The sequence below is a fragment of the Ruegeria sp. AB5 genome, from assembly GCF_056542645.1.
Map to the genome: position 1 here is coordinate 1 of NZ_JBQGAE010000011.1, position 24,075 is coordinate 24,075.

General features: G+C 54.2%; 27 protein-coding genes and 1 pseudogene. 23 read left to right on the plus strand and 5 right to left on the minus strand.

Annotated elements, in window-relative coordinates; translation table 11 throughout:
- Positions 1-109: 109 nt before the first annotated feature.
- Genes ACR0L4_RS16740 through ACR0L4_RS16755 form a run of 4 tightly spaced genes read right to left on the minus strand, consistent with a single transcriptional unit; the run spans position 110 to position 4,024 of the window.
- Positions 110-1,633 carry a malonate--CoA ligase gene (locus ACR0L4_RS16740; RefSeq protein ID WP_170751317.1) on the minus strand — a complete coding sequence of 508 codons (1,524 nt, stop codon included), beginning with the start codon at positions 1,631-1,633 and terminating at the stop codon, positions 110-112.
- The gene (locus ACR0L4_RS16745; protein WP_480514265.1) at positions 1,630-2,928 is read right to left on the minus strand and encodes a malonyl-CoA decarboxylase domain-containing protein; all 1,299 of its coding nucleotides are present in this window, start codon (positions 2,926-2,928) and stop codon (positions 1,630-1,632) included. The genes ACR0L4_RS16740 and ACR0L4_RS16745 overlap by 4 nt, the downstream gene beginning before the upstream one ends.
- A gap of 1 nt (position 2,929) precedes the next feature.
- Positions 2,930-3,586 (minus strand): GntR family transcriptional regulator, encoded by a 657-nt coding sequence (locus ACR0L4_RS16750; RefSeq protein ID WP_480514266.1) that lies wholly within the window; start codon positions 3,584-3,586, stop codon positions 2,930-2,932.
- Positions 3,587-3,637: 51 nt separating this feature from the next.
- The gene (locus tag ACR0L4_RS16755) at positions 3,638-4,024 is read right to left on the minus strand and encodes a YciI family protein (protein WP_170751717.1); all 387 of its coding nucleotides are present in this window, start codon (positions 4,022-4,024) and stop codon (positions 3,638-3,640) included.
- Positions 4,025-4,108: 84 nt separating this feature from the next.
- Between ACR0L4_RS16755 and ACR0L4_RS16760 the strand changes: the two genes are divergently transcribed.
- The 10 genes from ACR0L4_RS16760 to ACR0L4_RS16805 all read left to right on the plus strand — a co-directional run bounded on the left by ACR0L4_RS16760 (position 4,109) and on the right by ACR0L4_RS16805 (position 12,319).
- Positions 4,109-4,993 (plus strand): fumarylacetoacetate hydrolase family protein, encoded by an 885-nt coding sequence (locus ACR0L4_RS16760; protein ID WP_170751324.1) that lies wholly within the window; start codon positions 4,109-4,111, stop codon positions 4,991-4,993.
- Positions 4,990-5,655: a malonic semialdehyde reductase gene (locus ACR0L4_RS16765; RefSeq protein WP_480514267.1), complete on the plus strand. Its 666-nt coding sequence runs from the start codon at positions 4,990-4,992 to the stop codon at positions 5,653-5,655. Before ACR0L4_RS16760 ends, ACR0L4_RS16765 begins: the two co-directional genes overlap by 4 nt.
- An 18-nt stretch (positions 5,656-5,673) precedes the next feature.
- On the plus strand, positions 5,674-6,129 hold the full coding sequence (locus ACR0L4_RS16770) for an OsmC family protein (protein ID WP_480514370.1): 456 nt from the start codon (positions 5,674-5,676) through the stop codon (positions 6,127-6,129).
- Between the two features lie 33 nt (positions 6,130-6,162).
- Positions 6,163-7,236 (plus strand): C4-dicarboxylate TRAP transporter substrate-binding protein, encoded by a 1,074-nt coding sequence (locus ACR0L4_RS16775; RefSeq protein ID WP_480514268.1) that lies wholly within the window; start codon positions 6,163-6,165, stop codon positions 7,234-7,236.
- Between the two features lie 30 nt (positions 7,237-7,266).
- Positions 7,267-7,818 carry a TRAP transporter small permease subunit gene (locus ACR0L4_RS16780; protein WP_480514269.1) on the plus strand — a complete coding sequence of 184 codons (552 nt, stop codon included), beginning with the start codon at positions 7,267-7,269 and terminating at the stop codon, positions 7,816-7,818.
- A complete protein-coding gene (locus tag ACR0L4_RS16785; protein WP_480514270.1) occupies positions 7,815-9,119 on the plus strand; it encodes a TRAP transporter large permease in 1,305 nt (434 codons plus the stop codon). The genes ACR0L4_RS16780 and ACR0L4_RS16785 overlap by 4 nt, the downstream gene beginning before the upstream one ends.
- A gap of 10 nt (positions 9,120-9,129) precedes the next feature.
- Entirely contained in the window at positions 9,130-9,996 is an 867-nt protein-coding gene (locus ACR0L4_RS16790) for a dioxygenase family protein (RefSeq protein ID WP_480514271.1), read from the plus strand.
- A gap of 21 nt (positions 9,997-10,017) precedes the next feature.
- Positions 10,018-10,824: an amidohydrolase family protein gene (locus ACR0L4_RS16795; protein ID WP_170751337.1), complete on the plus strand. Its 807-nt coding sequence runs from the start codon at positions 10,018-10,020 to the stop codon at positions 10,822-10,824.
- A 68-nt stretch (positions 10,825-10,892) separates the two neighbouring features.
- Entirely contained in the window at positions 10,893-11,198 is a 306-nt protein-coding gene (locus ACR0L4_RS16800; RefSeq protein ID WP_170751339.1) for a hypothetical protein, read from the plus strand.
- A gap of 8 nt (positions 11,199-11,206) precedes the next feature.
- Positions 11,207-12,319 (plus strand): cytochrome c peroxidase, encoded by a 1,113-nt coding sequence (locus ACR0L4_RS16805; RefSeq protein WP_170751340.1) that lies wholly within the window; start codon positions 11,207-11,209, stop codon positions 12,317-12,319.
- A gap of 186 nt (positions 12,320-12,505) precedes the next feature.
- Here the strand turns inward: ACR0L4_RS16805 and ACR0L4_RS16810 are convergent, their stop codons facing one another.
- A complete protein-coding gene (locus ACR0L4_RS16810) occupies positions 12,506-13,252 on the minus strand; it encodes an IclR family transcriptional regulator (RefSeq protein ID WP_170751342.1) in 747 nt (248 codons plus the stop codon).
- A 214-nt stretch (positions 13,253-13,466) separates the two neighbouring features.
- Between ACR0L4_RS16810 and ACR0L4_RS16815 the strand changes: the two genes are divergently transcribed.
- The 13 genes and pseudogenes from ACR0L4_RS16815 to ACR0L4_RS16875 all read left to right on the plus strand — a co-directional run bounded on the left by ACR0L4_RS16815 (position 13,467) and on the right by ACR0L4_RS16875 (position 24,062).
- Positions 13,467-14,303, plus strand: a complete 837-nt coding sequence (locus tag ACR0L4_RS16815) for a cyclase family protein (protein ID WP_480514272.1) — start codon at positions 13,467-13,469, stop codon at positions 14,301-14,303.
- Between the two features lie 61 nt (positions 14,304-14,364).
- Positions 14,365-14,709: a cupin domain-containing protein gene (locus ACR0L4_RS16820; protein ID WP_480514273.1), complete on the plus strand. Its 345-nt coding sequence runs from the start codon at positions 14,365-14,367 to the stop codon at positions 14,707-14,709.
- An 11-nt stretch (positions 14,710-14,720) separates the two neighbouring features.
- A complete protein-coding gene (locus ACR0L4_RS16825; RefSeq protein ID WP_480514274.1) occupies positions 14,721-15,506 on the plus strand; it encodes an SDR family NAD(P)-dependent oxidoreductase in 786 nt (261 codons plus the stop codon).
- Positions 15,507-15,509: 3 nt separating this feature from the next.
- Positions 15,510-16,433, plus strand: coding sequence for a 3-hydroxyacyl-CoA dehydrogenase family protein (locus ACR0L4_RS16830; RefSeq protein ID WP_480514275.1), 924 nt, complete (start codon positions 15,510-15,512; stop codon positions 16,431-16,433).
- Between the two features lie 43 nt (positions 16,434-16,476).
- Complete coding sequence (locus ACR0L4_RS16835; RefSeq protein ID WP_480514276.1) at positions 16,477-17,757, plus strand: ABC transporter substrate-binding protein; 1,281 nt, start codon at positions 16,477-16,479, stop codon at positions 17,755-17,757.
- Between the two features lie 50 nt (positions 17,758-17,807).
- The gene (locus tag ACR0L4_RS16840) at positions 17,808-18,536 is read left to right on the plus strand and encodes an ABC transporter ATP-binding protein (protein ID WP_480514277.1); all 729 of its coding nucleotides are present in this window, start codon (positions 17,808-17,810) and stop codon (positions 18,534-18,536) included.
- Complete coding sequence (locus ACR0L4_RS16845) at positions 18,529-19,236, plus strand: ABC transporter ATP-binding protein (protein ID WP_480514278.1); 708 nt, start codon at positions 18,529-18,531, stop codon at positions 19,234-19,236. Before ACR0L4_RS16840 ends, ACR0L4_RS16845 begins: the two co-directional genes overlap by 8 nt.
- A gap of 1 nt (position 19,237) precedes the next feature.
- Complete coding sequence (locus ACR0L4_RS16850) at positions 19,238-20,101, plus strand: branched-chain amino acid ABC transporter permease (protein WP_480514279.1); 864 nt, start codon at positions 19,238-19,240, stop codon at positions 20,099-20,101.
- Positions 20,098-21,126 (plus strand): branched-chain amino acid ABC transporter permease, encoded by a 1,029-nt coding sequence (locus tag ACR0L4_RS16855; RefSeq protein ID WP_480514280.1) that lies wholly within the window; start codon positions 20,098-20,100, stop codon positions 21,124-21,126. Before ACR0L4_RS16850 ends, ACR0L4_RS16855 begins: the two co-directional genes overlap by 4 nt.
- A gap of 4 nt (positions 21,127-21,130) precedes the next feature.
- Positions 21,131-22,069, plus strand: coding sequence for a 3,5-dioxohexanoate:acetyl-CoA acetone transferase (gene kce, locus ACR0L4_RS16860; protein ID WP_480514281.1), 939 nt, complete (start codon positions 21,131-21,133; stop codon positions 22,067-22,069).
- Between the two features lie 62 nt (positions 22,070-22,131).
- A pseudogene (locus ACR0L4_RS16865) lies at positions 22,132-22,743 on the plus strand (YobI family P-loop NTPase).
- Positions 22,731-22,892 carry a YobI family P-loop NTPase gene (locus tag ACR0L4_RS16870; protein WP_480514282.1) on the plus strand — a complete coding sequence of 54 codons (162 nt, stop codon included), beginning with the start codon at positions 22,731-22,733 and terminating at the stop codon, positions 22,890-22,892. The pseudogene ACR0L4_RS16865 and the gene ACR0L4_RS16870 overlap by 13 nt, the downstream one beginning before the upstream one ends.
- Positions 22,893-23,087: 195 nt before the next feature.
- On the plus strand, positions 23,088-24,062 hold the full coding sequence (locus ACR0L4_RS16875) for an SDR family NAD(P)-dependent oxidoreductase (RefSeq protein ID WP_480514283.1): 975 nt from the start codon (positions 23,088-23,090) through the stop codon (positions 24,060-24,062).
- The last annotated feature ends 13 nt before the right edge of the window (positions 24,063-24,075 follow it).

Here is a 24,075-nt window from a genome sequence, read left to right on the forward strand (position 1 = left end):
TCTTTTGCCGTCATGCGGGTCATGGTGAAGCTCCTGATGAGTTGGCAGTTCGAAGGGTGAGGCAGTCAGATCAAAGGGTCGTGGTTGGTTTGTGTTTTTCAGCCGGCTGCTAGGACACACCCATTGGTAATTCTTTTTGCGTGTATTGTTCGCGCAGCACATTTTTTTGGACCTTTCCCATTGTATTGCGCGGCAGGTCCGGGACAAGTTCGTAGCAGCGCGGATGTTTGAAACGCGATAGCTTGTCTCTGATGGTTCCCGCGATCTGTTCCATGTTAAGTTGCGCGCTGGGCTCAGCAACCAGTGTGGCAATGATAGCTTCGCCAAATTCGGTGTCGGGAATCCCGAAGACCGCTGACTCAAGGACACCTTCGATATCATTCAGGACGTCTTCAATTTCTTTGGGATAGACGTTGTAACCACCAGTGATGATCAGGTCTTTTGACCGGCCTACAATCGACAGATAGCCGTCCTCGCTATACTGGCCCAAATCTCCGGTGATGAAGAACCCGTTTCCCCGTAGCTCTTGGGCGGTTTTCTGGGGCATCTGCCAATAGCCTTCGAACACATTGGGCCCTCTTACTTCGATCATTCCAACCTCGCCCCGTGGCAGCGGTTCTCCAGTTTCAGGATTGGTAACGATCACCTCGGTGCCGGGAAGCGCCAAGCCGACAGTTCCTGCGCGACGCTCACCGTCATATGGGTTCGAGGTGTTCATGTTCGTCTCAGTCATTCCATAGCGCTCAAGGATGCGGTGGCCGGTGCGCGTTTCGAACGCCACGTGGGTCTCGGCCAGCAATGGGGCTGAACCGGAAATGAACAGACGGATGCTTCCTGTGATTTCCTTGGTGAAACCGTCATCCGCCAGCAATCTGGTGTAGAAAGTGGGGACACCCATCAGAAGGGTCGAGTGAGGCAATTCTTCCAGGATCATGCCAATGTCGAATTTTTCCATAAGCCGAACTTTGGTACCGGCTAGCAATGACGTATTCATCGCCACGAAAAGCCCGTGCGTGTGAAAGACCGGCAGCGCGTGAATCAAGCTGTCGTTGTTTGTAATATCCCACATATCCACAAGGGCCTTGGCATTGGATAGCAGATTTTGATGGCTAAGCATCGCGCCCTTGGACCTACCCGTCGTTCCAGATGTGTATAGCAGTGCCGCGAGGTCGTCTGGCGCGCGTTCCATGGTTTCGAATACGCAAGGCTGCGCGTCTGCTGCAAGGCTCAGGGTTGAACTATCGCCGCCGAGGGTCAGCAGCTTTGCGCCAGATCGGGCAGCCAATCTTTCGATTTCAACTTCGTCGTTGCTGTCGCAAATGATCATCGCTGGTTGAGCGTCAGAGATGAAGTAGTCCAACTCTGCAAATGTATAAGCAGTGTTAAGGGGCAGGTAGACAGCGCCTGCCTGAACCGAAGCAGCGTAGAGCGCAATCGTATCAGCCAGTTTGGGGGCCTGCACTACGACGCGATCCCCAGGAGAAACTCCGCTGTTCCGCAAAACATGCGCGATCTGTGCGGCGCGCTTTAGAAACGCGTCATAGGAAACCACCCTGCCATCATCAAGTTGCAGGAATGGAGCCCTGTTGCCCTCGTGGCGGGCAAACAAGCTGTCGTAGAGGGTGTTGGTCACGCTGTATTTTCCCTTGGCTTGATCGCAAGCGCTGCAGTTGAAGCCGCACAAACTGAACGCGAGGCTTGGATTGTGGCATGTGTCGCGAATTCTTCGTGGTGACGTTCTGTTTTGTTCAAATCGTAAAGGTAGTTGACCATCGCGCCTCCGGATTGGGCGCGCCCATTTGGCGACAGATCTGCGCAAGCGTGTAGTTCATGAAGCTCAGCACCATTGCCCAGATGAAAGCGAGCCACGGGATCCAACGGCATCCCGTCTTCGCGCTTGGCGAGCATCAAGTACCGAGCGGCCATCGCCCGCACGTCCTGAGGCGAGGCCGTCGCTGCTAGTACGGCCTCGGCGGCATGGCCATGTTCCGGATGTTCTGTTTCGCCGACCAGCCAACGGTTCAGCCCTGGTATCGGCGACAACGTTACAAAGGTATCTAGCCCTCGAAGCTCACGCGAAAGTTCCGTAACAACCTGTTTGATCAACAGATTCCCAAAGCTGATTCCCGTTAAACCCTTTTGGCAGTTTGAAATGGAATAGAACGCCGCGACTTTTGCCTGTTCGGCTTCAATTGGTTCTCGAGTTTCAGACAAAAGCGTATCGATCGCGCCCGGGATTTCAGTTGCAAGAGCCACTTCGACAAAAATCAGCGGCTCATCGGGCATTGAGGGGTGGAAGAACGCAAAACAACGACGGTCAGGTGGGTAGAGCCTGCGCCTCAAATCGTCCAAATCGTTGATCTGATGAACCGCCTCATAAGTGACGATCTTGTCCAGAACGCGCGCAGGCGTATCCCAGCTAATTTGCTTGAGAACAAGAAAGCCCCGATTGAACCAGCTTCGCAACAAATGGACAAAATCAATATCGGTTCGCTTGAGTTTGGCATTGGATTTGAGAAAGCGCAGCAGATCAACGCGCATAGCCACAAGTTCTTGTGTCGCACCAGACGGCTGGTTCAGTCGGCGCAATAACTCTTGCCGCTTGGGTTCCGCGGCTTCACTAAGATTTTGATATAGATTGACATTTCGATCATTGGCATAGAGGCGCGCCGTGTCAGACAGTTGTTCTGCGTCTAACTCAAGCTGGTCATTTAAATAGACAAAAAAGTCCAGTTTTCCTGCGTCATCTAAGGTCTGGTAGCGATCAAGTATGGTGGACGCGAGCGTGAAGCCTGATATCTCACCTTCTGTGGACAAAAGCGCCTCGCAAAGTTCAGCAATGGGTCGTTTGTCATCCTTGCCACGCCTTTTGTCAGGACGGTCCAGCAATTGGTTTAATAGATCTCCCAGAAACCAATTCCGTTGCATTTCAGGTATCCATCTGGCTGCTCAGGTATTCACCCGTTCGACGGTAGTGATCGATCAAGTGCTTGGTCGCGCCGTCTGCGTCATTATCCAACGCGGCGTCCAGAATGTGATGATGTTCGGCGGCGATGTTCCGCTTTTTGTAGCTCGACCCGCCGGCTGCCAGATAGCGGTAGCGAATGTTCAAGTCGTATAACTGCGAGCAATACCGCAGCAGTAGCGGCAGTTTCGCATTGTCCAACAACGCCATATGAAACGCTTTGTGCGCGTCTTCAAAGTCGAGTGTCCCATTTTGGCCTGCCTTTTTCATACGGTGGTGACGCAAAACAAGCCGATCCTCCCAGGCCGCATCCGCGTTTGCGATAGAGGCGCGCAACGCGGTTTCCTCGAGGTTGCAGCGCAATAGAAGGATTTCCTCAAAGTTACATTTGCTCACTGGCGCAGCCCTGAACCCGCGCTGGTCAATACGCTCGACCAACATATCCGAGGTTAATAGGCTAAGAGCCTCGCGAACCGGGCTTGCTCCAGTGTCCAGAATGCCGCGAAGTTGCTCGATCTTGAGTTTTTGCCCAGGAGGCAATTCGCCGGTCAGGATCAGTTCGCGCAGCCTCCGATACGCACCATGAGTGGCTGATGTCTCTTTGCCCTCAGTGTCAAGCATGGCGTCCATATCCGACGGTTCCTTTTAGAATGTGCAATCTTCTGGGCGCTTTTAACTTAGGACGTTCGTTCCGGTCGATAGGCCGACTGAGAGGTTCAGAGAGCCTTCGTTAATCATCCAGCGCCGAAGCACAAAACTGCGCGCCCCGCTTTTATGCATCGGATCGTCCTCGGCCAGCTTGTGAGCGGCCTCTAGGCTGTCGGCGCGATAAATGATCAGCCCCACCCCCTGCATGTGTTCCCCTGTCTCATCCGACATTGGGCCGGCAAAAGCCAACTGCCCTGCGCGTTCAAGCTGAGCTTGATAGGCCAAGTGGTCTGCAAGCGATGCCTTAACATCTTCGGGCGATCTGGCAGGCGTGCTATGCGCAACGTAAAGCTCGAATGCAAGTGCACCACGGCTCTTTGCTTCTGATTTGTAGTCCGCCCAAGCAACCATCTGGGTCTCCAAAAATATCGATATTATTTGACATATGGCAAAATAGTCGGCAAAAATCAAGTGAACTAAAAATGGATGGTTACAATGAAATACCTGGTGGGAGAGTCTTTGGAAGGTACAGCTGTTTTCGCCGTGAACGGTGAAAACGCAGTGAATTTAACATCTTTGGAACCTGCCATCGGTTCCGATCTGATGGGTTTGATAGCCAGGCCTGAGCTGGCCGATTCGGTGGCTGAAAAAGTCTCTGCGGCAGACAGAGTGCCTTTGTCATCTATCACACCAGCATTGCCCGTGGTCGCGCCCGGCACAATCATTTGCATGGGGTTGAACTACACGGACCACATCAAGGAAGGCGGATATGATACTCCGGAGTATCCGACGCTGTTCATGCGTGGGAAAAACTCGATCATGGCGGCGGGTCAGCCCATGGTGCGGCCTGCCTGTTCTGAGAAGCTGGACTACGAAGCCGAGCTTATGCTGATAGTCGGAAAACGAGGTCGGCATATCTCGGAAGAGGACGCCCTGGATTATGTCTTTGGTTACACCGTGTTCAACGACGGGTCGGTACGGGACTATCAGCGCAAAACCGTTCAATGGACCCCCGGAAAAAACTTCGATGACACTGGCGCGATCGGTCCTTTCACCGTAACGCCTAACGAACTACCCGAAGGAGCGTCCGGTCTGAAGATCGAAAGCCGTGTGGGCGATGAAATCCTACAAAGCTCAAACACCGCCAACATGATCTGGGGCGTTCGTCAGGTCATCGCGACGATTTCGGAATATACCACTCTAGAGCCCGGAGACCTGATTGCGTTGGGTACACCACCGGGTGTCGGCCACGCCAAAAAGCCCAATCCACGTTGGCTAAAGCCCGGTGAAACCGTCGAGGTCGAGATTGAAGGTATCGGCATTTGCGCCAGCCCAATCGTCGACGAAAAAGACGCCAGGTCAAAGGTGGCCGCAGCATGAGCGCACCGATCGGGGCAGAGCTGGAGGCACTTCGCGCCAAGGCGCAGCAGGATCACCGCGATCTGCGCGAACGCATTCCACGCCTGTCGGACGACGCGATCGCCTTGATCCTGCGCGAATCCAGATCGCACTACGCGTGGACCGACAAGCCTGTTTCCGACGACCTACTTGAAGAGATCTACGACATCACGATCAACGGCGCGACCAGCATGAATACTCTACCCGCCCGCTTTACTTTCGTTAAAAGCCCTGAGGGCAAAGAGCGGCTTGCCAAGTCGTTGAAGCCCAAGAACGTGCCAAAGATGATGGATGCCCCGGTCACGGCGATCATTGCCTATGACATGGAGTTCTGGAAGGAACTGCCTTTTCTTTTCCCGCACGAAGATCGCAGGCCCTTGTTCGAAAACAAGCCCGACTACGTGGCAGACACTGCCTTTCGAAATGGCACGCTTCAGGGCGCTTACTTCATGATTGCGACTCGGGCTGTCGGGTTGGACGTCGGGGCCATGTCAGGCTTTTCGAACAAGATCGTCGATAAGGAATTCTTCGCGGACACGACGCTCAAGTCCAATTTTCTTTGCAATCTGGGATACGCGGACGAGTCCGGTTTGTTCCAGAAGCTTCCGCGTTTCCCATTCGAAAAGGTTTGCTCTTATGCATGAGGAAGTGACGCTGTGGCTATGAAAGTAAAACCTGTCGTGACTTACGGCACGACAGCTCAGTACCCGACGCATACGCGCACCGAGATCTCAATTCGCGATCTGGATGTGATTGTCGACGAACCTGTCGAACGCGGCGGAACAAATCTTGGCTCGTCCCCGACCGAAACGGCAATGGCAGCCCTGATCGCCTGTACCAATGTCATCGGTCAGAAGAACACTCACAGTTTGGGAATTGACCTGGGCACTGTGACAATCAACACGAAATGCAGGCTAAACGGGCGCGGTGTCCTTGTGGAGGAGGAGATCGATGTTTCGTTTCCGGAAATCGAGCTCACCTTGAATTGTGAGAAGCCCGCCAGTCAGGAGGAACTGACACGCGTGGGTGAAGAGACAGCCAAGTACTGTGCCATCGCAAAACTATTTGAAGCGGCAGGTACTGACCTGACCGTCAACTGGGTCAAAACAAACCAATAGAAACAAAAGGCCCGACTTTCTGGGAGGAGAGAAATGAAAAACTGGACCAAACGCAGCCTTATCGGAGCGGCTCTGGCAAGCGTCATGGCGCTTCCCGCAGCAGCGGAAGAAACCATTTCTGCCGTTGTCATCGATGGCTACCCAGATCGGGCACTATGGGTGAAGGAGTTTACCAATTACTTCATTCCGGAAGTGGACAAGCGATTGGCCGCCTCCGGCAACTACAAGATTAATTGGCAAGAGAATTATGGCGGTTCAATCGTAAAGCCGAAAGGCGTTCTGGAAGGTATTCAGCTCGGTCTTGGTGACATAGGCATCGTCACGACCATCTTCCATTCTTCTAAGCTACCTAGCCAGGGGATATCGGGGTCGACACCCTTTGTGGCATCGGATTCTCGTGCCGTCGCCAAGGCGGTTGACGAGATCGCGCGAGAATACCCGGCCATGCAGAATGAGTTCGCTGCGCAAAACCAAGTTTACCTGGCGACGGGCGTTGTACTCGACACATATCAACTGTTCTGCTCAGAGCCGGTCGAGAAAGTTGCAGACCTTGAAGGACGCAAGATCGCGGGTGCCGGCCTGAACCTGCGCTATCTCGAGGGTATCAAGGACGCGGCGGGCGTTCGCGGAGGCCTCACTGATTTCTACAACATGGTTCAAACCGGCCTTGTCGATTGCGTGATGATTTGGCCGGAAGCCTCCAAGACGTTCAAGATCGTAGAAGTTGCCCCTTACATGTTGAAGGCAGACCTTGGCGCGGTGAATACAAAAACAGTCACAGTCAACGCCGATTACTGGGCAAGTCTGCCTGACGAGGTCAAAGACGTACTCCAGGCCGTGGCTATCGACTACCGTGACCACGTGGCAGGCATTGCAATGGATCGAGCCGCTGCGTCACGAGATGCCTTTGTAGAAGCTGGTGGATCGATCATTGAAATCTCGGACGAAGACCGCGCTGCGTGGGCAAATGCGATGCCCAATGTTGCGCAGGAATGGGCTGCAACGCTGAATGAGAACGGCGAGCAGGGCACGGATATGCTGGCCGCTTATCTTGGCAAGCTTCAGGATGCCGGTTTCACTGGTGTGCGTGACTGGACGACCGAATAATCGTTCGGAGACCCGAGAAAGGGGCCATACATGCTGAAGACCGCAGTTGCCGTTCTGTCGCGGGTCGCCAATTCGCTTGCAATAACTGCCAACGCTTTGGGCACGCTCGTCGTCCTTGCGTTGGTGGTCGTTCTGAATGTCGACGTCATCGCGCGTGGCCTGTTTTCAGCCCCTCTGCGCGGGACCTACGAAATGGTCCAGTTTTCGGTCGTGATGATTGTCTTTCTGCAACTGGCAGACGTTGTCAGAGTGGACCGGCTGACGCGCTCGGATGGGTTTCTGAACTTGCTGCACCATCGCCGTCCTGGGCTAACGGCTAACCTGAGGCGCATCATCAACGCCATCTCGGCAATCTTCATGGCCTTGATCGCCTATGTGACCTTTCCGGAATTCCTGCATATGTGGGAGACACAGGACTACTTCGGAGTGCCCGGTCTTTTCACATTGCCCTGGTGGCCGGTCAAACTGGTCATCGCGTGCGGTACTGCGCTTGCCTGCGTGATCTTCCTGCTCAAGGTCGTCACGGCGCAGGACCGTCCGCAACTTGTCCGCACCCCTGAGCATGACGAGGCCGCAGAATGACGCCGATCGAGATGGGCCTGATCTCGGTCGTTGCCATTGTCTTTCTGATTTACGCGGGCGTCTACATTCCGATTGCGCTGGGCGTGGTTTCGTTCGTGTCGATCTGGCTGATGCGGGACAATTTCACGCTGGCGCTGAATCTGTTGAAAGTGGCGGTTGGCGACAGCGCTATGGAATACAGCTTTGCAACCATCCCGTTGTTTACCTTCATGGGGCTCATTGTTTCAAAGGCCGGGTTGGGCAGGGACATTTATGAAGTCATGACCATGCGATTTCGCAAGGTTAAAGGCGGTATCGGCATGGCAACCGTCGGAGCCAACGCCGTCTTTGCCGCAGTTACAGGGTCGTCTATTGCTTCGGCATCCGTGTTCACCAAAGTCTCGGTGCCGCAGATGATGGCGCAGGCCTACAATCCGCGTTTTGCCGTTGGCGTGGTGGCCGGTTCTTCGGTGCTGGGCATGATCATCCCGCCTTCGGCCATGTTGATCATATACTCGTTCGTCGCCGAACAATCCGTTGGGGACATGTTCCTTGCGGGAGTTATACCGGGCATCATGCTGGCAATCGCCTATGTCGGCGCGATCTGGGCCATGGGACGTTTCACACCATCATTCGTTGGGGGCCGGGTCGTCGAAGACACCGAATGGATGTCCGGCGGCGAGATCGCATCCAAAACGCTACCAACGCTGTGCATTATCACTATCGTTCTTGGTGGGATTTATACGGGTTGGTTGACCGCAGTCGAAGCAGGGGCCGCTGGTGCCTTCGTCGCTTTGATCATCGCGGTCCTACGCAAGTCAATGTCACCACGCGCGTTTTGGGACGCATTGCTGGAGACCGGCCATATCACAGCGGCGATCCTGTTCCTGATCACTGCAGCGTCGATCTACAGCCGCATGCTGGGCCTCGCTGGACTACCCAACCAGTTGCAGGACCTGCTTGCGGGGAATTCCGCGTCCTTCTGGTCGATCGTGCTGCTTTATGTCCTGCTGATGCTGTTTTTGGGAACATTGCTCGATACGGCATCCATCATTCTGATCGTTGTCCCGTTGTTCCTGCCCATGGCCGAAGCGTTGGATATGTCGCTGATCTGGTTTGGCATCATCACCGTGGTCGGAGCTGAAATAGGGCTTTTGACCCCGCCGCTGGGCATATCCTGCTTTGTCATTAAATCCACGATCAACGATGATCGCATCTCGCTAAAGGATGTGTTTATGGGCGCGCTGCCCTTCGCATTAGTGATGTTAATCGTTCTGTTCATTCTGATCGAATTCCCGATCCTCAGCCTTGCCCTGATTTAAGGAGGCCAAAATGCGCTCTGTCACCAAAGACAATATAACCGACGTGTTCATGGGATACCTGTCCAAGGACACTGATCCGCGGACGCGAGAAGTCATGGGATCTCTGGTCAAGCACCTCCACGATTTCGCCCGTGAAACCAACCTGACGCATGACGAATGGCGCACGGGCATTGCTTTTCTGGAGGGGTGCGCCGCTGTGGAAACCGAAGACAGGCATGAGTTTGTCTTGGCCTCGGACGTGTTGGGCCTGTCATCGCTGGTGGATATGCTCCATTCAACTCAAGACGCCACAAGCTCGTCTGTTCTTGGGCCTTTTCACGTCTCTGGCGCACCGCCACTGCCATTCGGCGGTGATATGAAGCGTCACTACGGTGGGCCGGTTCTGCTGGCCGAGGGCGTTGTCCGGGATGTCGAGGGTAGTCCGATTGCCGGTGCAGAACTCGACATCTGGCAGACGGCGCCAAATGGAATGTATGCAAGCCAGGACGAAGAACAGGACACCTATTCTTTTCATGGCCTGATGACCACTGGTGAAAACGGTATGTATGCATTCACGACCGTCAAGCCAGTCGAATACACTGTGCCATCAGATGGTCCTGTCGGAGATATCTTGCGGGTGTGTGGCCGTCATCCCTGGCGACCATCGCACCTGCACTATATCGTCAAAGCCGCAGGCTACCGATCTTTGGTGACCGAGATTTTCCCCGACGACGATCCTTATCTGGATCAGGATACAGTGTTTGGTGTTCGGGATGACTTGGTGATGACTTATGTCGAAAGACCGGCTTCAGAATTTCCCGAAGGCATGGAGCTTTCCGATAAGATCGCCGAACCTTTCTTGCATGTGAATTTCGACGTTACACTTGCCAGAGTCTGAAAGATATTGAGGAGGCTTGAGGTGCTGAAACATATCTTCATTTTGGTTGCCGCGCTGTTTTGCGGTACGGCCATGGCAGAAGAGCGACCGATCTTTGACGCGCATATTCACTACAGCCACGATGCCGTCAAACTGGTTCCCCCCGAACAGGTAGCCAAAATCCTTCGGGATGCGGGCATTCGTAAAGCCCTCGTCTCCAGCTCGGATGACAATGGCACTCAACTTTTGTTGGCAGCAGCACCGGGTATCGTTGTTCCGGCACTACGCCCTTATCGCCGTCGTGGTGAAATCAACACATGGATGCACGATGAAACTGTAATCGACTACTTGCAAGCAAATCTGGCGAAGAACAAATACGAAGCCATTGGTGAATTCCATGCTTACGGAGACGACATTAAGACGCCTGTTATCCAGCGTATGATCGCACTGGCAAGGGAGCGGAACCTCATTCTACATCACCACGGGGATCGAGAAGCGGTTGATCTGATTTTTGAGGCCTGGCCCGACGCTCGGGTATTATGGGCCCATTCTGGCTTTGACGACCCGGCCAAAGTGTCTGAAGCTTTGGACACCTATCCCAGGCTTTGGGCCGATCTGGCGTTCCGTTCGGATATGGCTTCGCGAGGCCGTATCGACCCGGATTGGAAGGCTGCGTTCGAAGCGCACCCTGATCGGTTTATGGTTGGCACGGATACCTTCGCCCCAGAGCGTTGGTACTACGTAGGACCTCATGCTGATTTTTCTCGTGAATGGTTGAATTTGCTTCCAGACCAAATCGCAGACAACATCGCATACGCAAACGCAGAACGTTTGCTGGCATCAGAATGATCCGCTGGGTTGTTTGGTTTCTAGTATCATCGGGCGCAGCCGTCGCTTGTGAAACGGCAGGGCAACCTATGAGTTCGGAAACTCAAAACGCACCCGAGACTTACTTGGCCGTTGACGAGATCCCTTTAGCCCAACCGTTTTCCATTCTTGTGACAGTCTGTGGCGATGTTGCCGTGAGCGAAGTACGCATCGATGCAATAATGCCTGCTCACCAACACGGGCTAAACTACACACCCAATATCACCGCATTAGGCGACCGGGTGTTCCGCGTAGACAACATGCTGTTTCACATGCCGGGGCTGTGGGAGCTGCAAGTTGACGCCACCTTCGGCGGGCGATCGGTTTCCTACACTTCTGACATCGTGCTAAAATGAGGGTGTTGGTGACAACAGCGCTTGTTGTCCTAACAGGAACCGTTCGTGCTGAAGTCCTGTTGTCTGATGACGAAATTCAACAAACACTGTCCTTCGGACCATGGCCAAATTCGTTTCAGTCGGACCCAAGTAACAGGGTTTCAAACGATACAAGAGCGATCGCGCTAGGAGCGACCTTATTCAACGATCCTGTGCTGTCTGTCGACGGTGCATTTTCTTGCGCAAGTTGTCATGATCCTGAACAGGCATTTACAACGTCCGATGCACGGGCGCTTGGCCGTGTCCTGCTAAATCGAAACACTCCATCACTGCGGAACCTTGCCGGTCTCCGCTGGTATGGATGGAGCGGCAAGAGCGATAGCCTGTGGGCAGCCAGCTTGCATCCGATCATCGAAGAACAAGAGATGGCGCACAGCAAAGAAAGCCTAAAAACAGCTATCTCGGAAAGTCTCTACATTGATGATTTTGAAGCTATATTTGGCGACATCCAAAATCAAGATCCAGAGCTTGTGCTAGTGAACACAGCCAAAACTCTATCCGCCTACTTGGAAACGTTGGTTACAGACCGGACACAATTTGACGCTTTCCGCGATGCATTGGAGAACCAAGATTTAGCAGCGGCCGCGAACTACCCCGAAGCTGCCCAGCGAGGTCTTCGGCTGTTCATAGGGCATGGAAACTGTGTGTCGTGCCACAATGGTCCGAGATTTTCCAACAATGAGTTCCATGACGCTGGAGTACCATACTTCCTGAGCGAAGCCGAGGTCGACGAAGGGCGGTTCGGTGGCTTGAATTTTTTGCTTTCAAACGCCTACACATTGGACGGCAACTGGAGCGACGATCCGGAAAAGCAAGGTGCATGGGTGGTTCGCAGTGTACGCAGGCGCCACTCAGATTTTGGGACCTTTCGTACACCAAGCTTGCGAGGCGTGGCCGAAACCGCACCTTACATGCATGACGGCAGTCTGATCGACTTGGATGCGGTGATCAGGCACTACAGCGAAATTGAAACGGAAAGATTACACACCGACGGTGAAGCCATACTCTCGGAGTTGAATTTGTCTGAGCAGGAGATTGCAGACTTAGTTGCATTTTTGGAGTCATTGTCCAAAGTGCCTTAATACAGCGCTTGTGTTAACGGCTCGGAAATGGGCTATCTGGCTTGCGGCCTAGGCGACCGTTGCAGATCTTGGAATCTGTGCTTCATCTAACCAAGAAAATGTACTCCCGAGTCCTTTCCAATTGTCGTGAACGATTGTGTCAGCCGGGGTACACGGTTTCACCTAGCCCATTTTCCGCTTGTTAGGTCATTGAAAAGTTTGATGGATATTGGCGGCTGTTTCAATAAGCGCTTGTTCAATAGTTGCTTTTTGTCTTGAGAATCGGGTCGTTGGTACCGGGATGGAGATTGCGTGCAAATCTCCAACCCAATCGACGAAGGAAAATCCGATAGCCGAAACACCGGCAGAATGCTCGTCTATGTCATAGGCAAGGCCCTGTTCTCGGATCACGGCGAGTTCGGACAAGAACTCGTCTAAGTTCCTCTGGATGCCATTCCGGTCCCATTCATTTCGAATAAGCTTGATCGCATCATCTTTACTGAGTTGGGCAAGGCATGCTTTGCCATTCGCGGTGGTGGTCAATGGAAATACTTCACCCACTTGCGAGACCGTCGTCAATCGGTACACGCCGGGAACCTGATCCAGAAAAACCATACCGATACCGCGCATAACTGCTAGGTCAGTTGTTTCTCCGGTCTTTCGCGTCAATTCAGTCAAGAGAAGCCGGCAGTGCTCAACAATGCTGTATTGGGCCGCCCCTGCAAGGGCGTTCAGTTCAGGGCCGAGCCGCAGACCGCCTCCATTCGCATCGGAAATAACAAACTTCTCTTCCGCAAGGGCACTTGTGATTCTCTGTACTGTAGAGCGGGGCAGGCCAACGCGTTCGGCGATTTTCCCCAAGCTCATCCCGGACTGACTTTCCTTTAGAGCACGCAGAATCGAAACTGCTCTCGAAATGACCTGAATGCCACCTTTGTCATTTTTATCAGGCATTTACATCTCCCCTTCATTTCTTGGTTCTGCCGCTGCAGATGTCAGGTGCTCTGGAAATCTGTACCGCTATACGGTGCAAGTCAACCGTAATGTGAGTTTTAAGTTGACCGCATTGCGGGGCGTATGCATCATGATACGGGACAGACGGGGAGGCCACCCATTCAATTCAAATCGACCAACGCCACTTCGTCGGCGAACAGAGGAGATATGCCCAATGGTTGAAATCCGCGGCATCGAGTTCCAGGGCAACACAGACAATGACATGGGCTTGGAGTTCCACAACCTGAGTCACAGATACGGGTTTCAATGCCCTAACTGGCCCTATTTCAAAGACGTCCAGATTGACCGCAAACACTACATGGCTAAGTCGGGAGTGTTGTCTCAGACGATTACCACTACGATGCACGTGACCACGCATATTGATGCACCGGCGCATGTCGTTCAGGGAACGCCGTTTATCGACGAGGTTCCGCTCCCCCATTTCTTTGGCTCGGGTTTGGTGGTTTCCGTTCCCAAAAAGAAATGGGAACAAATCACCGGAGATGATCTGGAAAATGCCTGTGGTCATGCAATCCGCAAAGGCGATGTGCTGATCATTAACACCGGCTGGCATAAGCAGTATGAAGATGGCGACTATTTTGCTTATTGCCCGGGTCTCGTTCCTTCCGCCGCTGAGTGGATGATCGAGAAAGGCGTGAAAGTCGTTGGCCACGACACCCAGGCAAACGATCACCCGCTGGCCACGGCCATTGGTCCGCAGCGAAACGGTCCGATCATGCCTCATCTCGAAAAAGAGTATCTTGAATGGTCAGGCGGAACTCCGTGGGAAGTTGATTTCCCCGAGTGGGAGCCAGTGCACAACATGCTGTTCTCTAAAGGCATTCTCGGAATTGAAAACGTCGGCGGCGATCTGGATGCAGTGACCGGCAAGCGGTGCACCTTCGCGTTCTTCCCCTGGAATTGGGACCGTGGCGACGGTTGCATCATCCGCTTGGTCGCGATGATCGACAAGAACCAATCCTACCGCATCGAAGCTGGTGAAGACTTCTGAACACTCACGGACTGGTCGCCGGTTCGCCGGCGGCCGCCAATAACCTTGAGCGGAGACGGACATGCATCTGAAGCGGTTTCAAGACGCGTCACCCTACGAAGCACCGAACCACTTCGGGTGTCATGGGCTTCGCTTGCAAGGGTTCGAAGAGGGTGGGCCGACAAATCAGTGGATTGGCTTCAGCCAGTTTTTGCCAGGCGGTGGTGCTGGGCCGGACTCCACGCCCTTTGAGAAAGTCTACGTCGTTCTGGAGGGCGAGATGACCATCATCGTTGACGGCACAGAAACCAATCTTGGGCCCATGGATAGCTGCACGATCGCACCGGGCGAAGTGCGCAAAATAGAGAACCGCGCCAACCACACCTGCAAAATGCTGGTGGTCATTCCGTATCCGCCAGAAAGCTAAGGACGAAAAGAATGTCTGATCCACTTAAGATGTTTGACGTAAAAAATGACGTCGCACTGATCACCGGAGCTTCGGGCGCATTTGGAATGGTAGCGGCACGCGTCCTGGCCGGGGCTGGTTGCAACCTTGTTCTGGCGGCGGGAAACCAAGAAGCGCTCAATGACATTGCCAAAGAGTGCGAGGCACTTAGTGCAACGGTAGTGACCATCAATACCCGACCGACCGATGAAGCATCGTGTGACGCATTGGTTGATGAGGCCGTCAACACCTTTGGCAAGCTCGATATTCTCGTTGTCGCGTCTGGTATGAACAAAGTTGCGCCGATCAACGAAATGGCGCCAGAGACCTTCGACGCAGTGATGGACGCCAACGTGAACCAAAGCTGGCTGTTGGCACGCGCGGCGGCGGCGCACATGAAGCAAAGCGAATACGGCAAGATCATTTTCGTCAGTTCTGCTCGTAGTATCCTTGGCCACCCAGCCGGTTACACGGCATATTGCGCGTCAAAGGCCGCCGTGAACGGGATGACCAAAGCCTTGGGATGTGAGCTGGGTCCAACAGGGATCACCGTCAACGCGATCGCGCCAACGGTATTCCGCTCGCCTTTGACGGCTTGGATGTTTGAAGACACCGACGATGCGAAGGCAGTGCGCGATGGCTTCTTGACCCGTGTTCCAAAGGGGCGGCTGGGTGAGCCAGAAGACCTTGCGGGTCCGCTTCTGTTTCTCGCGTCGAGGGCATCTGATTTTTACACCGGGCATATCCTTCATGCCGACGGCGGATACACGGCGGGTTAAAGAATGGTGCGTAAAAAGCAGCAGATAGCGGTAATCGGCGCGGGACTTATGGGGCACGGTATCGCCCTGACCTTAGCAAAAGCAGGTCAATATGTCGCCATCACAGATCCCGTTGAAGAGGCGCGCGCTACCCTGCCTGGCCGCATCCGCGCCAGCATGGCCGCGATGGGAGACGACGAGGTCACAATCACAAAAGCCCTCAAAATGATTGAGATCTATGCGACGACCGAAGGTGCGGTTCGAAATGCCGACGCAGTGTTCGAAGCTGCACCGGAAAAGCTGGAGCTCAAGCAAGCGATCTTTGCCGAGATCGAGGCGCATGCACCAGAGACCTGCATACTCGCATCAAATACTTCGGTCATGCCGATTACTCAGATCATGTCCGGTTTGCGGCTGAAAAACCGCTCGTTGGGGACGCATTGGTGGAACCCGCCGCATATGATCCCGCTAGTTGAAGTTATCAAGACGGAATGGACAGATCCCAAGATCGCGCAAACCATGTTCGATCTGCTGAAGGACGCAGGAAAAACTCCGGTGATGGTCGAAAAGGACGTGCCCGGCTTTATCGGCAATCGCCTTCAACATGCGTTGTGGCGCGAAGCGGTCAGTCTGGTGGAAAACGGTATTTGCGACGCGGAAGCCGTTGATACTGTGATCAAGTCCAGCTTTGGGCGGCGTTTGGCGGTCCTTGGCCCGTTGGAGAACGCAGATCTGGTTGGCACCGACCTGACGCTCGATATCCACGAAAACGTACTGCACGATCTCGAAGCGCATAAGGGACCTTCATCTTACCTCAAGTCGCTTGTCGATGCAGGTAAGCTTGGCATGAAATCAGGCGAAGGTTTCAGAAAATGGGCCGAGGGCGAGGCGGATCAGGTTCGCCAACGTGTGGCGAAACATCTGAAAAATCTCGAGAAGACTTTGTAAGATCAATCAAACACTGGCGGGAGGCCGGTGAAGGGAGGACGCAATGACAAAGACTTTTAAGACGGCCACAAGGCGCGGTTTTATTGCCGGGGCTACGGCGGCAATCGCTGCTCCGGCCATCCTCCGGGCAACGCGCGCTTATGCGGCAAACCCGACGCTAAGGATTGGCAATGTCAGCCCGCGTACCGGTCCACTGGCTGGTTTCGCCGAGGCCGACGAGTACGTGCTTCAAGCCATTCAGCAGGTCTTTTCGGCCGGGTTGGACAACAATGGAAAGACTTGGAATGTCGAGATCATTTCGAAAGACAGCCAATCCAACCCCAACCGCGCAGCCGAGGTTGCCGCTGACCTGATCTTGGGCGATGAGGTTGATATCATCGTGGCGGCTTCAACACCGGACACGGTGAACCCTGTCGCTGATCAGGCAGAGATCAACGAAGTTCCCTGCATCACGACCGACTGCCCTTGGCAGCCTTACTTCTTTGGTCGCAATGGTGTTCCGGGTGAGGGGTTTGAAACGACCTATCACTTCTTCTGGGGTTTGGAGGACGTGATCGCAGCGTTCCTCGACATGTGGGACAAGACTGGCGTGACCAAGACTGTTGGCGGTCTTTTCCCCAACGACGCCGACGGTAATGCTTGGGGTGATGCGGAGCTCGGCCTGCCTAAACCGCTGGCCGCCGCGGGATATACGCTGACAGATCCCGGTCGCTATCAGCCACTATCCGACGATTTCTCAAACCAGATCGCAGCGTTCAAGGCTGCTGGATGCGAAATTGTCACTGGCAATATGATCCCACCTGATTTCGCGACATTCTGGAGCCAGGCCGCCCAGCAAGGGTTCAACCCGAAGGTCGTGACCATTGGCAAGGCACTTCTGTTCCCATCCGTCATTGAATCGCTGGGAGACCGCGGTGACGGGTTGTCGACCGAGGTCTGGTGGTCCCCGCATCATCCGTTCTCGTCCTCACTCACCGGCATTTCCTCGAAAGACCTTGCCGATGGTTATACCGCAGAGTCGGGTCGACCCTGGACTCAACCCCTTGGCTTTAAACACGCTCTGTTCGAGGTCGTCGCTGATGTCATCAAACGGGCGGATGATCTGGAAGACCCGTCTTCGATCATTTCGGCAATCACCTCAACCAACCTGAACACAATTGTCGGGCCGGTGAACTGGGGTGATGGGCCGATGAACAACGTCACCAAAACTCCGCTGGTCGGTGGCCAGTGGCAGAAGTCCGGAGGCGCCTATGAGCTGCAGATTGTTGCGAACAGCACCGCGCCCGAAGTTCCGGCAACGGCAGACATGAAACTGCTGGGCTGACCAGACATTCGGCGCCAATCTTGGCGCCGAACCCTCCATCCGAGAGAAACATGACGACAATCTTGAGACTCCAAGACCTGAGCAAGGCATTTGGCGCAGTAACTGTCGCCGATGCCATGAGCTATGAGGTTCAGCAAGGCGAGGCACTCGGGGTAATAGGCCCCAACGGCGCCGGCAAAACCTCGATGTTCAACTTGATCACGGGGACGCTCAAATCCAATTCCGGGGTGATAGAATTCAGTGGGCAGAACGTCACCAAGTGGAGCGCGGCAAAGCGCAGCCATGCAGGCATCGCGCGTTCTTTTCAGGTCCCGCAGCCGTTTTCGGGCATGACTGTTTTCGAAAACGCGATGATCGCCGCCACGCAATCAGCTGGCATGCATGGACACCAGGCCAAAAACTTTTGTCTGGAGGTTCTGGACCAAACAGAACTGCTGCCCAAGGCAAACGTTCTTGCCGGTAGCCTGACTTTGCTGGAGCGTAAACGCCTGGAACTAACACGTGCGCTTTGCGCCAAGCCCAAACTGCTGTTGCTGGATGAGATTGCTGGTGGTTTGACCGAAGCCGAGTGCAAGTCACTGGTCCAGACCATCAAAGACATCCACGCCTCTGGCGTCACCATCATCTGGATCGAACATGTTGTGCACGCCCTGCTGGCCGTCGTGGATCGTCTGATCGTCATAGACTTCGGAAAGAAGATCGCCGAGGGCGAGCCGCAGGCAATCATGGAAAGCGCTGAAGTTAAAGAAATCTATCTGGGGATCGAAGCCGATGCCTGACTCAATTCTTCAGACACGTGGTTTGAACTCCTACTACGGCGATTTCCAAGCGCTCTATGATGTCGAATTGGACGTCGGCGAGGGAGAAGTTCTGGCCATCATTGGTGCCAACGGCGCAGGCAAGACGACCCTGATGCGGTCAATCACCGGGTTGCTAACGAACGGCGTGGATCAGATTCACTACCGAGGTCAGGATATCGGCCGGCTTCGCGCAGACGAGGTTGCAGAGCTTGGCCTCGCTATGGTTCCAGAAGGTCGCCAGTTATTCCCATCCTTGTCGGTCAAAGAAAACCTGATGATCGGGGCCCAAGTTGGTCGCTCAGGCCCTTGGGATCTGAAAGCTGTCTATGATCTGTTTCCGATCCTTGATGAGCGCAAAGATCAGGCCTCTACATCGCTATCGGGCGGCCAGCAGCAGATGGTCGCCATAGGGCGTGCCCTGATGTCCAATCCAGACCTCATCCTGTTCGACGAAATCAGCCTCGGGCTGGCGCCGATTATCATTAAAGGTATCTACGACGCTCTGCCCAGCATCATCGGTGAGGGCATGAGTGCGATCATCGTCGAACAGGACATCACCAAGGCACTGTCGGTCTCTAGCCGGGTCTACTGCCTGCAGGAGGGGCGCGTTTCACTGGAAAGCGCGTCTGACACCGTTTCGCGCGAAGACATTTCGCGCGCGTATTTCGGGATCGAATAAAATGGAATGGCTTAACGCTATCGTGCAGGGAACTTTGCTGGGCGGGCTATACGCGCTGTTTGCCGCAGGTCTGTCGTTGATCTTTGGGGTCATGCGGCTCGTAAATATTGCCCATGGCGATCTGATTGTTTTGGCGGCATATCTCGGGCTGACCGTGACGACCGCGACAGGGATGCATCCGATGGCCGCACTGGTGATCGTGTTTCCCGTTATGGCGGCAATCGGGTATGCCCTTCAACGCGGCCTGCTGAACCAAACTCTGGGAGACGATATTCTTCCACCGCTGCTTGTGACCTTTGGGCTGAGTGTAATTATCCAGAACGGATTGCTGGAGGTTTACACGGCCGACCCGCAAACACTGAATGCTGGTGCTTTGGAAACAACCAGCGTCGCAGTGGGCGGTGTGACCCTCGGGATATTACCGCTACTGACCTTCGGGATAGCGATCGCTGTGATTTGGGGGCTGCAATGGACCTTCTATCACACCGCGCTTGGGCGCGCGTTCCGAGCGGTTTCTGACAATCAAGACATCGCACAGCTCATGGGTCTCAATCGTCGGCATATCTTTGGCCTGGCAATGGCGCTGGCCCTTGGCGTGACAGCAATCGCCGGTATCCTGCTTGGTATTCGGACAAGCTTTGATCCGTCCATTGGCGGGGGCCGCCTGATCTTCGGCTTTGAAGCCGTAATTATCGGTGGGCTAGGCAACCTTTGGGGTACGTTGATTGGCGGCGTTATCCTTGGCGTCGCGCAGACAATCGGAGCCAAGATTGATCCGGGCTGGCAAGTGCTGGCCGGCCATATCGCTTTCCTTGTCATTCTTGCCATTCGTCCGAACGGCCTCTTCCCGAGGATTTCCGGATGAAACTACAAGGTTATTCCGTATCTCGATCATCAAGAGCAGCCCGAGCTACTGCGATCCTCACCGCAATTGCTCTGCTTGTTCTGATTGCAGCGCCCTGGTGGGCAGGCCGCGCCGACATGCGCTTGATGGGAGAGCTGTTTCTCTATCTCTCACTTGCCACCCTTTGGAACCTCATGGCGGGCTACGCCGGTCTCGTCTCGGTTGGCCAGCAGGCCTATGTGGGCTTCGGCGGCTATATGCTATTCGCACTTACGATGCTGGGTGGGCTGAACCCCTTGGTTGCTATTGCAGCAGCGGGAGTGCTGGGGGCTTTGATTTCGATCCCGGTTGCTGTTCTGATCTTCAGGCTCCGAGGCGCATATTTTGCTATAGGTACATGGGTCATCGCAGAGGTCTTTCGACTGAGCTTCGCACAAATCTCAGCGCTTGGCGGAGGGTCAGGATCGTCGCTACCCGTTGCCATCGTGAAATCACTGGCGTCCGGGCGCGCGATGCGAGAAGCGCTCAGTTATTGGTTGGCGTTGGGGGCCGCTGTGCTGGTGGTGACTGCCGTGTATCTCTTCCTGCGCTCGCGCCAAGGGTTGGCGCTGACGGCAATTCGCGACAACGAACTGGCCGCTGGTAGCCTCGGCATTGATATCTGGCGCACAAAGTTCATTGTGTATGTCGTCACGTCGGCATTCACAGCGATGATTGGTGCGCTCATCTTCTTGCAAAAGCTGCGCATATCACCGGATGCGGCGTTCAGCGTCAATGACTGGACCGCCTTCGTCATCTTTATCGTCGTAATTGGCGGCATCGGTACCATCGAAGGACCAATCATAGGCACGCTCGTCTTCTTTGCACTGCGCGAAACGCTGGCCGACCTCGGAACAACTTACCTGATCGTTCTCGGCGTGGTCGCAATAGTCGTCATGCTCAAGGCGCCAAAAGGCATCTGGGGCGTGATCCGTAGTCGTTATGGTCTGCAACTTTTTCCGCTGGGCTATCGCGTAAAGCACATCGGACAATCCAAGGAAAACTGAACCCATGGCCCGTCAGAAAAAGACCATCATTACATGTGCTGTAACAGGAGCGATCCACACACCAACCATGTCGGATGCACTTCCGTACACCTATGATGACATCGCGCGGCAGGCGATCGAGGCCGCCGAGGCCGGAGCGTCGATCCTGCACCTGCATGCCCGCAACCCGGAGAATGGCTCGCCATCGGTCGACCCAAGTGACTTTGCGCCATTTCTACCCCGCATAAAACAGGCGACTGACGCCGTTGTGAACCTATCGACCGGAGGATCGTTAACTCTGTCTATTCAAGACCGGATCAACCCGGCCAAGACTTTCAGCCCCGAGATGTGCTCGATGAACATGGGTTCGATGAACTTCTCGTTTCACCCATTGGCCAACCGGTATGGCGATGATGATTGGAAATTTGATTGGGAGAAAGACTATGTCGCGAACTCCGATCAGAACATCTTTCGTAATACGTTCCGGGACATTCGCGAAGCGGCAGAAACGCTCGCGCCGCATGACATCAAATTCGAACATGAATGCTACGATGTCGGCCACTTGTATAACTTGAAATTCTGCATGGATATCGGGCTGTTCAAGGCACCCATTTTTATTCAGTTCATCTTTGGCATCCTCGGCGGAATCGGACCCGAAGTCGACAATCTGATCTTCATGAAACGCACGGCCGACCGGCTTTTCGGTGACGACTATCGTTGGTCGGTTTTAGGAGCAGGTGGAGCTCAGATGTCGCTTGCCACGACGGCGAGTCAGATGGGAGGCAACCTTCGCGTCGGTCTTGAAGATAGTCTGTTCATCTCTCGTAGAAAACTGGCCGAAAACAACGCTCAACAAGTCGTCAAAATTCGACGTATCGTAGAAGATCTGGGCAGTCAGGTTGCGACCCCTGATGAAGCAAGGGAAATTCTGGATTTGAAAGGGGGAGACTGCGTTGCGTTCTGAGGCTAGGGTAACTGACATCAACTCTCATCGAGCAACATAATTTTGGAATCCCTAGCACCCCAATGAGATCGAACCATGCGAGTGAGAGTTTTGACATTCAGCGCGCTTCTGACAGGATTTATGGATCTGGTAAGAGCGGAATAATCCAGTCGTTCTTGACCAAGCATCGACCAAGGGCTTTGCATATTTCTCTAGCCGCATTTGTTCCGGACGAAGATGCGGTCAGCAAGGATGTGACGCGTCAAGAGATTTAGACAAGCATCCTTCAGAAAATGCTATACGGTGCCGACGTAAACAGGCTGCCACTGCCGTGCTTCAAAGGAATTCAGTCATCCGGCGTTTGGTCAATCCTTACATCACTGTACACTACGCTTGGCATCGCCTCGCCGTGGTACGTGTTTCATCATCGTGAAAGCGTCTTTAGCGGTCCTTTCTTCGACCCTTTCGCATCAAGCAATTGGACAAATTTGAGCATATTTGCGATTGCGTCCGTTTTTCTTTGGACAAAGCTGCATCACTTTTGCATCGCAAGTTTTGGCCTATCACTCAAGAGCGTTTCGTTGAAAAACTTAGAGATACCTCCAGCTGCAGACGACCAAGAGTCCATATTAAACCGTCACTTAGAAGAAATAGCCTACTTTTTCAGTGAACCAATTGCGACTTGGAGATTATAGAGAATCTAGACCGTTTCTATGACGCAGAAATTTTTATGATGTTGCGTGAAATAAACAGCCTAGTGAATGAAAATGCGGGTGTGAGCCTCTCAGTGATGTCGGCGATCCAGTCCTTTTCGACAAGCTTCGCGAATTCGCTCGCTTTCTGAGGGCTGGCCCCTTTCAACAACGTGCTGGAACCATCCTTGCACCGAATGGTCAGATCAAGTCCTCCGAAACCCCGAGTGATGACAGGAGCCGAAGCGATGTTACGCAGATCAATGTTCTGGGGGCGACGGGCAAGTACGGTCACCACACGGTCGCGATACTCCAATGATTTGGCATACCGACCGAAAGGAAAGCGGATGAACCCGATCACGGGTTCGGCAGAAGCCTGGTCATACGCGGTCCACAAGCCGCCCGGCTATCCGCAGGGCATTTGTTTCGACATCTTCAGCGACCTGTTCGACTATCGCCGCTGTTGCTCCGCTTTGGCTCGCGATACGGTCCGTTGCCTCCACTTTGTTGGCGACCATCGCATCCACCAACTCCTGAACTCGAAGCCGGACGCCTCGGGCGTTCAACCAAGCCTCATCAGCGATGCGGTCCCAATGCCGACGAGCCGTGTCTCCGGATTTTCGTTTCCGTCCCGCAATCTTTTGGGCATGGTACTGGTTCACGTGATCCCAATGCAGGACGGTGGATACGTCTTGGAGCGGCGCAAGGGTTCGCTCGCCTGGACGATCATGCAGTCCACTGCCGGTATTGCAAAGGCTGTGGAACCTGCGGGGCCCATAGACGCTTTGGTGAACAATGCAAGCGTCGGCTGGCTTTCCCTTTTTGAGGGCACATCAGAAGATAACATGCGCCAGATTTTTGAAACCAACACGTTCGGTACCATGGAATTGGTCCGTGCCGTGCTGCCGCAAATGCGCGCCACGGGATCAGGTGTGATTGTGAATGTCTCTTCCAGCGTCACACTCAAACCGCTGCCTCTGGCTTCGGTCTACACAGCAAGCAAGGCAGCAGTGAACGCCTTCACCGAATGTCTTGCCCTTGAACTGGCCCCTCTGGGCATTCGCGCCCACATCGTTCTACCGGGTCAGGCCCCAGCGACGAATTTTGGCAAGAACGCAATGGCACTGATGTCAGAAGCCAATGAAACGCCTGAAGATTACAAGCCGTTCGTCGAGCAGACCATGGCGGCCTTCATGAACACCGAAGGGAAGGAGTTCACCTTCTCCGAGGATGTCGTTCAGGCAATCTGGAGTGCCGTCACCGACAGCACATGTCCACTTCGGATCCCCGCTGGAAAGGACTCAGTCGCTCTGGCGGCGTGATACCCTTAACAAT

Excerpts from the sequence above, each read along its gene's own strand:
- ACR0L4_RS16775 (WP_480514268.1), top strand. The coding sequence starts at position 6,163 with ATGAAAAACTGGACCAAACGCAGCCTTATCGGAGCGGCTCTGGCAAGC.
- ACR0L4_RS16790 (WP_480514271.1), top strand. The coding sequence starts at position 9,130 with ATGCGCTCTGTCACCAAAGACAATATAACCGACGTGTTCATGGGATAC.
- ACR0L4_RS16785 (WP_480514270.1), top strand. The coding sequence starts at position 7,815 with ATGACGCCGATCGAGATGGGCCTGATCTCGGTCGTTGCCATTGTCTTT.
- ACR0L4_RS16845 (WP_480514278.1), top strand. The coding sequence starts at position 18,529 with ATGCCTGACTCAATTCTTCAGACACGTGGTTTGAACTCCTACTACGGC.
- ACR0L4_RS16835 (WP_480514276.1), top strand. The coding sequence starts at position 16,477 with ATGACAAAGACTTTTAAGACGGCCACAAGGCGCGGTTTTATTGCCGGG.
- ACR0L4_RS16850 (WP_480514279.1), top strand. The coding sequence starts at position 19,238 with ATGGAATGGCTTAACGCTATCGTGCAGGGAACTTTGCTGGGCGGGCTA.
- ACR0L4_RS16745 (WP_480514265.1), bottom strand. The coding sequence starts at position 2,928 with ATGCAACGGAATTGGTTTCTGGGAGATCTATTAAACCAATTGCTGGAC.
- ACR0L4_RS16765 (WP_480514267.1), top strand. The coding sequence starts at position 4,990 with ATGAGCGCACCGATCGGGGCAGAGCTGGAGGCACTTCGCGCCAAGGCG.
- kce (WP_480514281.1), top strand. The coding sequence starts at position 21,131 with ATGGCCCGTCAGAAAAAGACCATCATTACATGTGCTGTAACAGGAGCG.
- ACR0L4_RS16780 (WP_480514269.1), top strand. The coding sequence starts at position 7,267 with ATGCTGAAGACCGCAGTTGCCGTTCTGTCGCGGGTCGCCAATTCGCTT.
- ACR0L4_RS16760 (WP_170751324.1), top strand. The coding sequence starts at position 4,109 with ATGAAATACCTGGTGGGAGAGTCTTTGGAAGGTACAGCTGTTTTCGCC.
- ACR0L4_RS16855 (WP_480514280.1), top strand. The coding sequence starts at position 20,098 with ATGAAACTACAAGGTTATTCCGTATCTCGATCATCAAGAGCAGCCCGA.
- ACR0L4_RS16755 (WP_170751717.1), bottom strand. The coding sequence starts at position 4,024 with ATGGTTGCTTGGGCGGACTACAAATCAGAAGCAAAGAGCCGTGGTGCA.
- ACR0L4_RS16825 (WP_480514274.1), top strand. The coding sequence starts at position 14,721 with ATGTCTGATCCACTTAAGATGTTTGACGTAAAAAATGACGTCGCACTG.
- ACR0L4_RS16810 (WP_170751342.1), bottom strand. The coding sequence starts at position 13,252 with ATGCCTGATAAAAATGACAAAGGTGGCATTCAGGTCATTTCGAGAGCA.
- ACR0L4_RS16800 (WP_170751339.1), top strand. The coding sequence starts at position 10,893 with ATGAGTTCGGAAACTCAAAACGCACCCGAGACTTACTTGGCCGTTGAC.
- ACR0L4_RS16875 (WP_480514283.1), top strand. The coding sequence starts at position 23,088 with ATGAACCCGATCACGGGTTCGGCAGAAGCCTGGTCATACGCGGTCCAC.
- ACR0L4_RS16750 (WP_480514266.1), bottom strand. The coding sequence starts at position 3,586 with ATGCTTGACACTGAGGGCAAAGAGACATCAGCCACTCATGGTGCGTAT.
- ACR0L4_RS16815 (WP_480514272.1), top strand. The coding sequence starts at position 13,467 with ATGGTTGAAATCCGCGGCATCGAGTTCCAGGGCAACACAGACAATGAC.
- ACR0L4_RS16770 (WP_480514370.1), top strand. The coding sequence starts at position 5,674 with ATGAAAGTAAAACCTGTCGTGACTTACGGCACGACAGCTCAGTACCCG.
- ACR0L4_RS16830 (WP_480514275.1), top strand. The coding sequence starts at position 15,510 with ATGGTGCGTAAAAAGCAGCAGATAGCGGTAATCGGCGCGGGACTTATG.
- ACR0L4_RS16840 (WP_480514277.1), top strand. The coding sequence starts at position 17,808 with ATGACGACAATCTTGAGACTCCAAGACCTGAGCAAGGCATTTGGCGCA.
- ACR0L4_RS16820 (WP_480514273.1), top strand. The coding sequence starts at position 14,365 with ATGCATCTGAAGCGGTTTCAAGACGCGTCACCCTACGAAGCACCGAAC.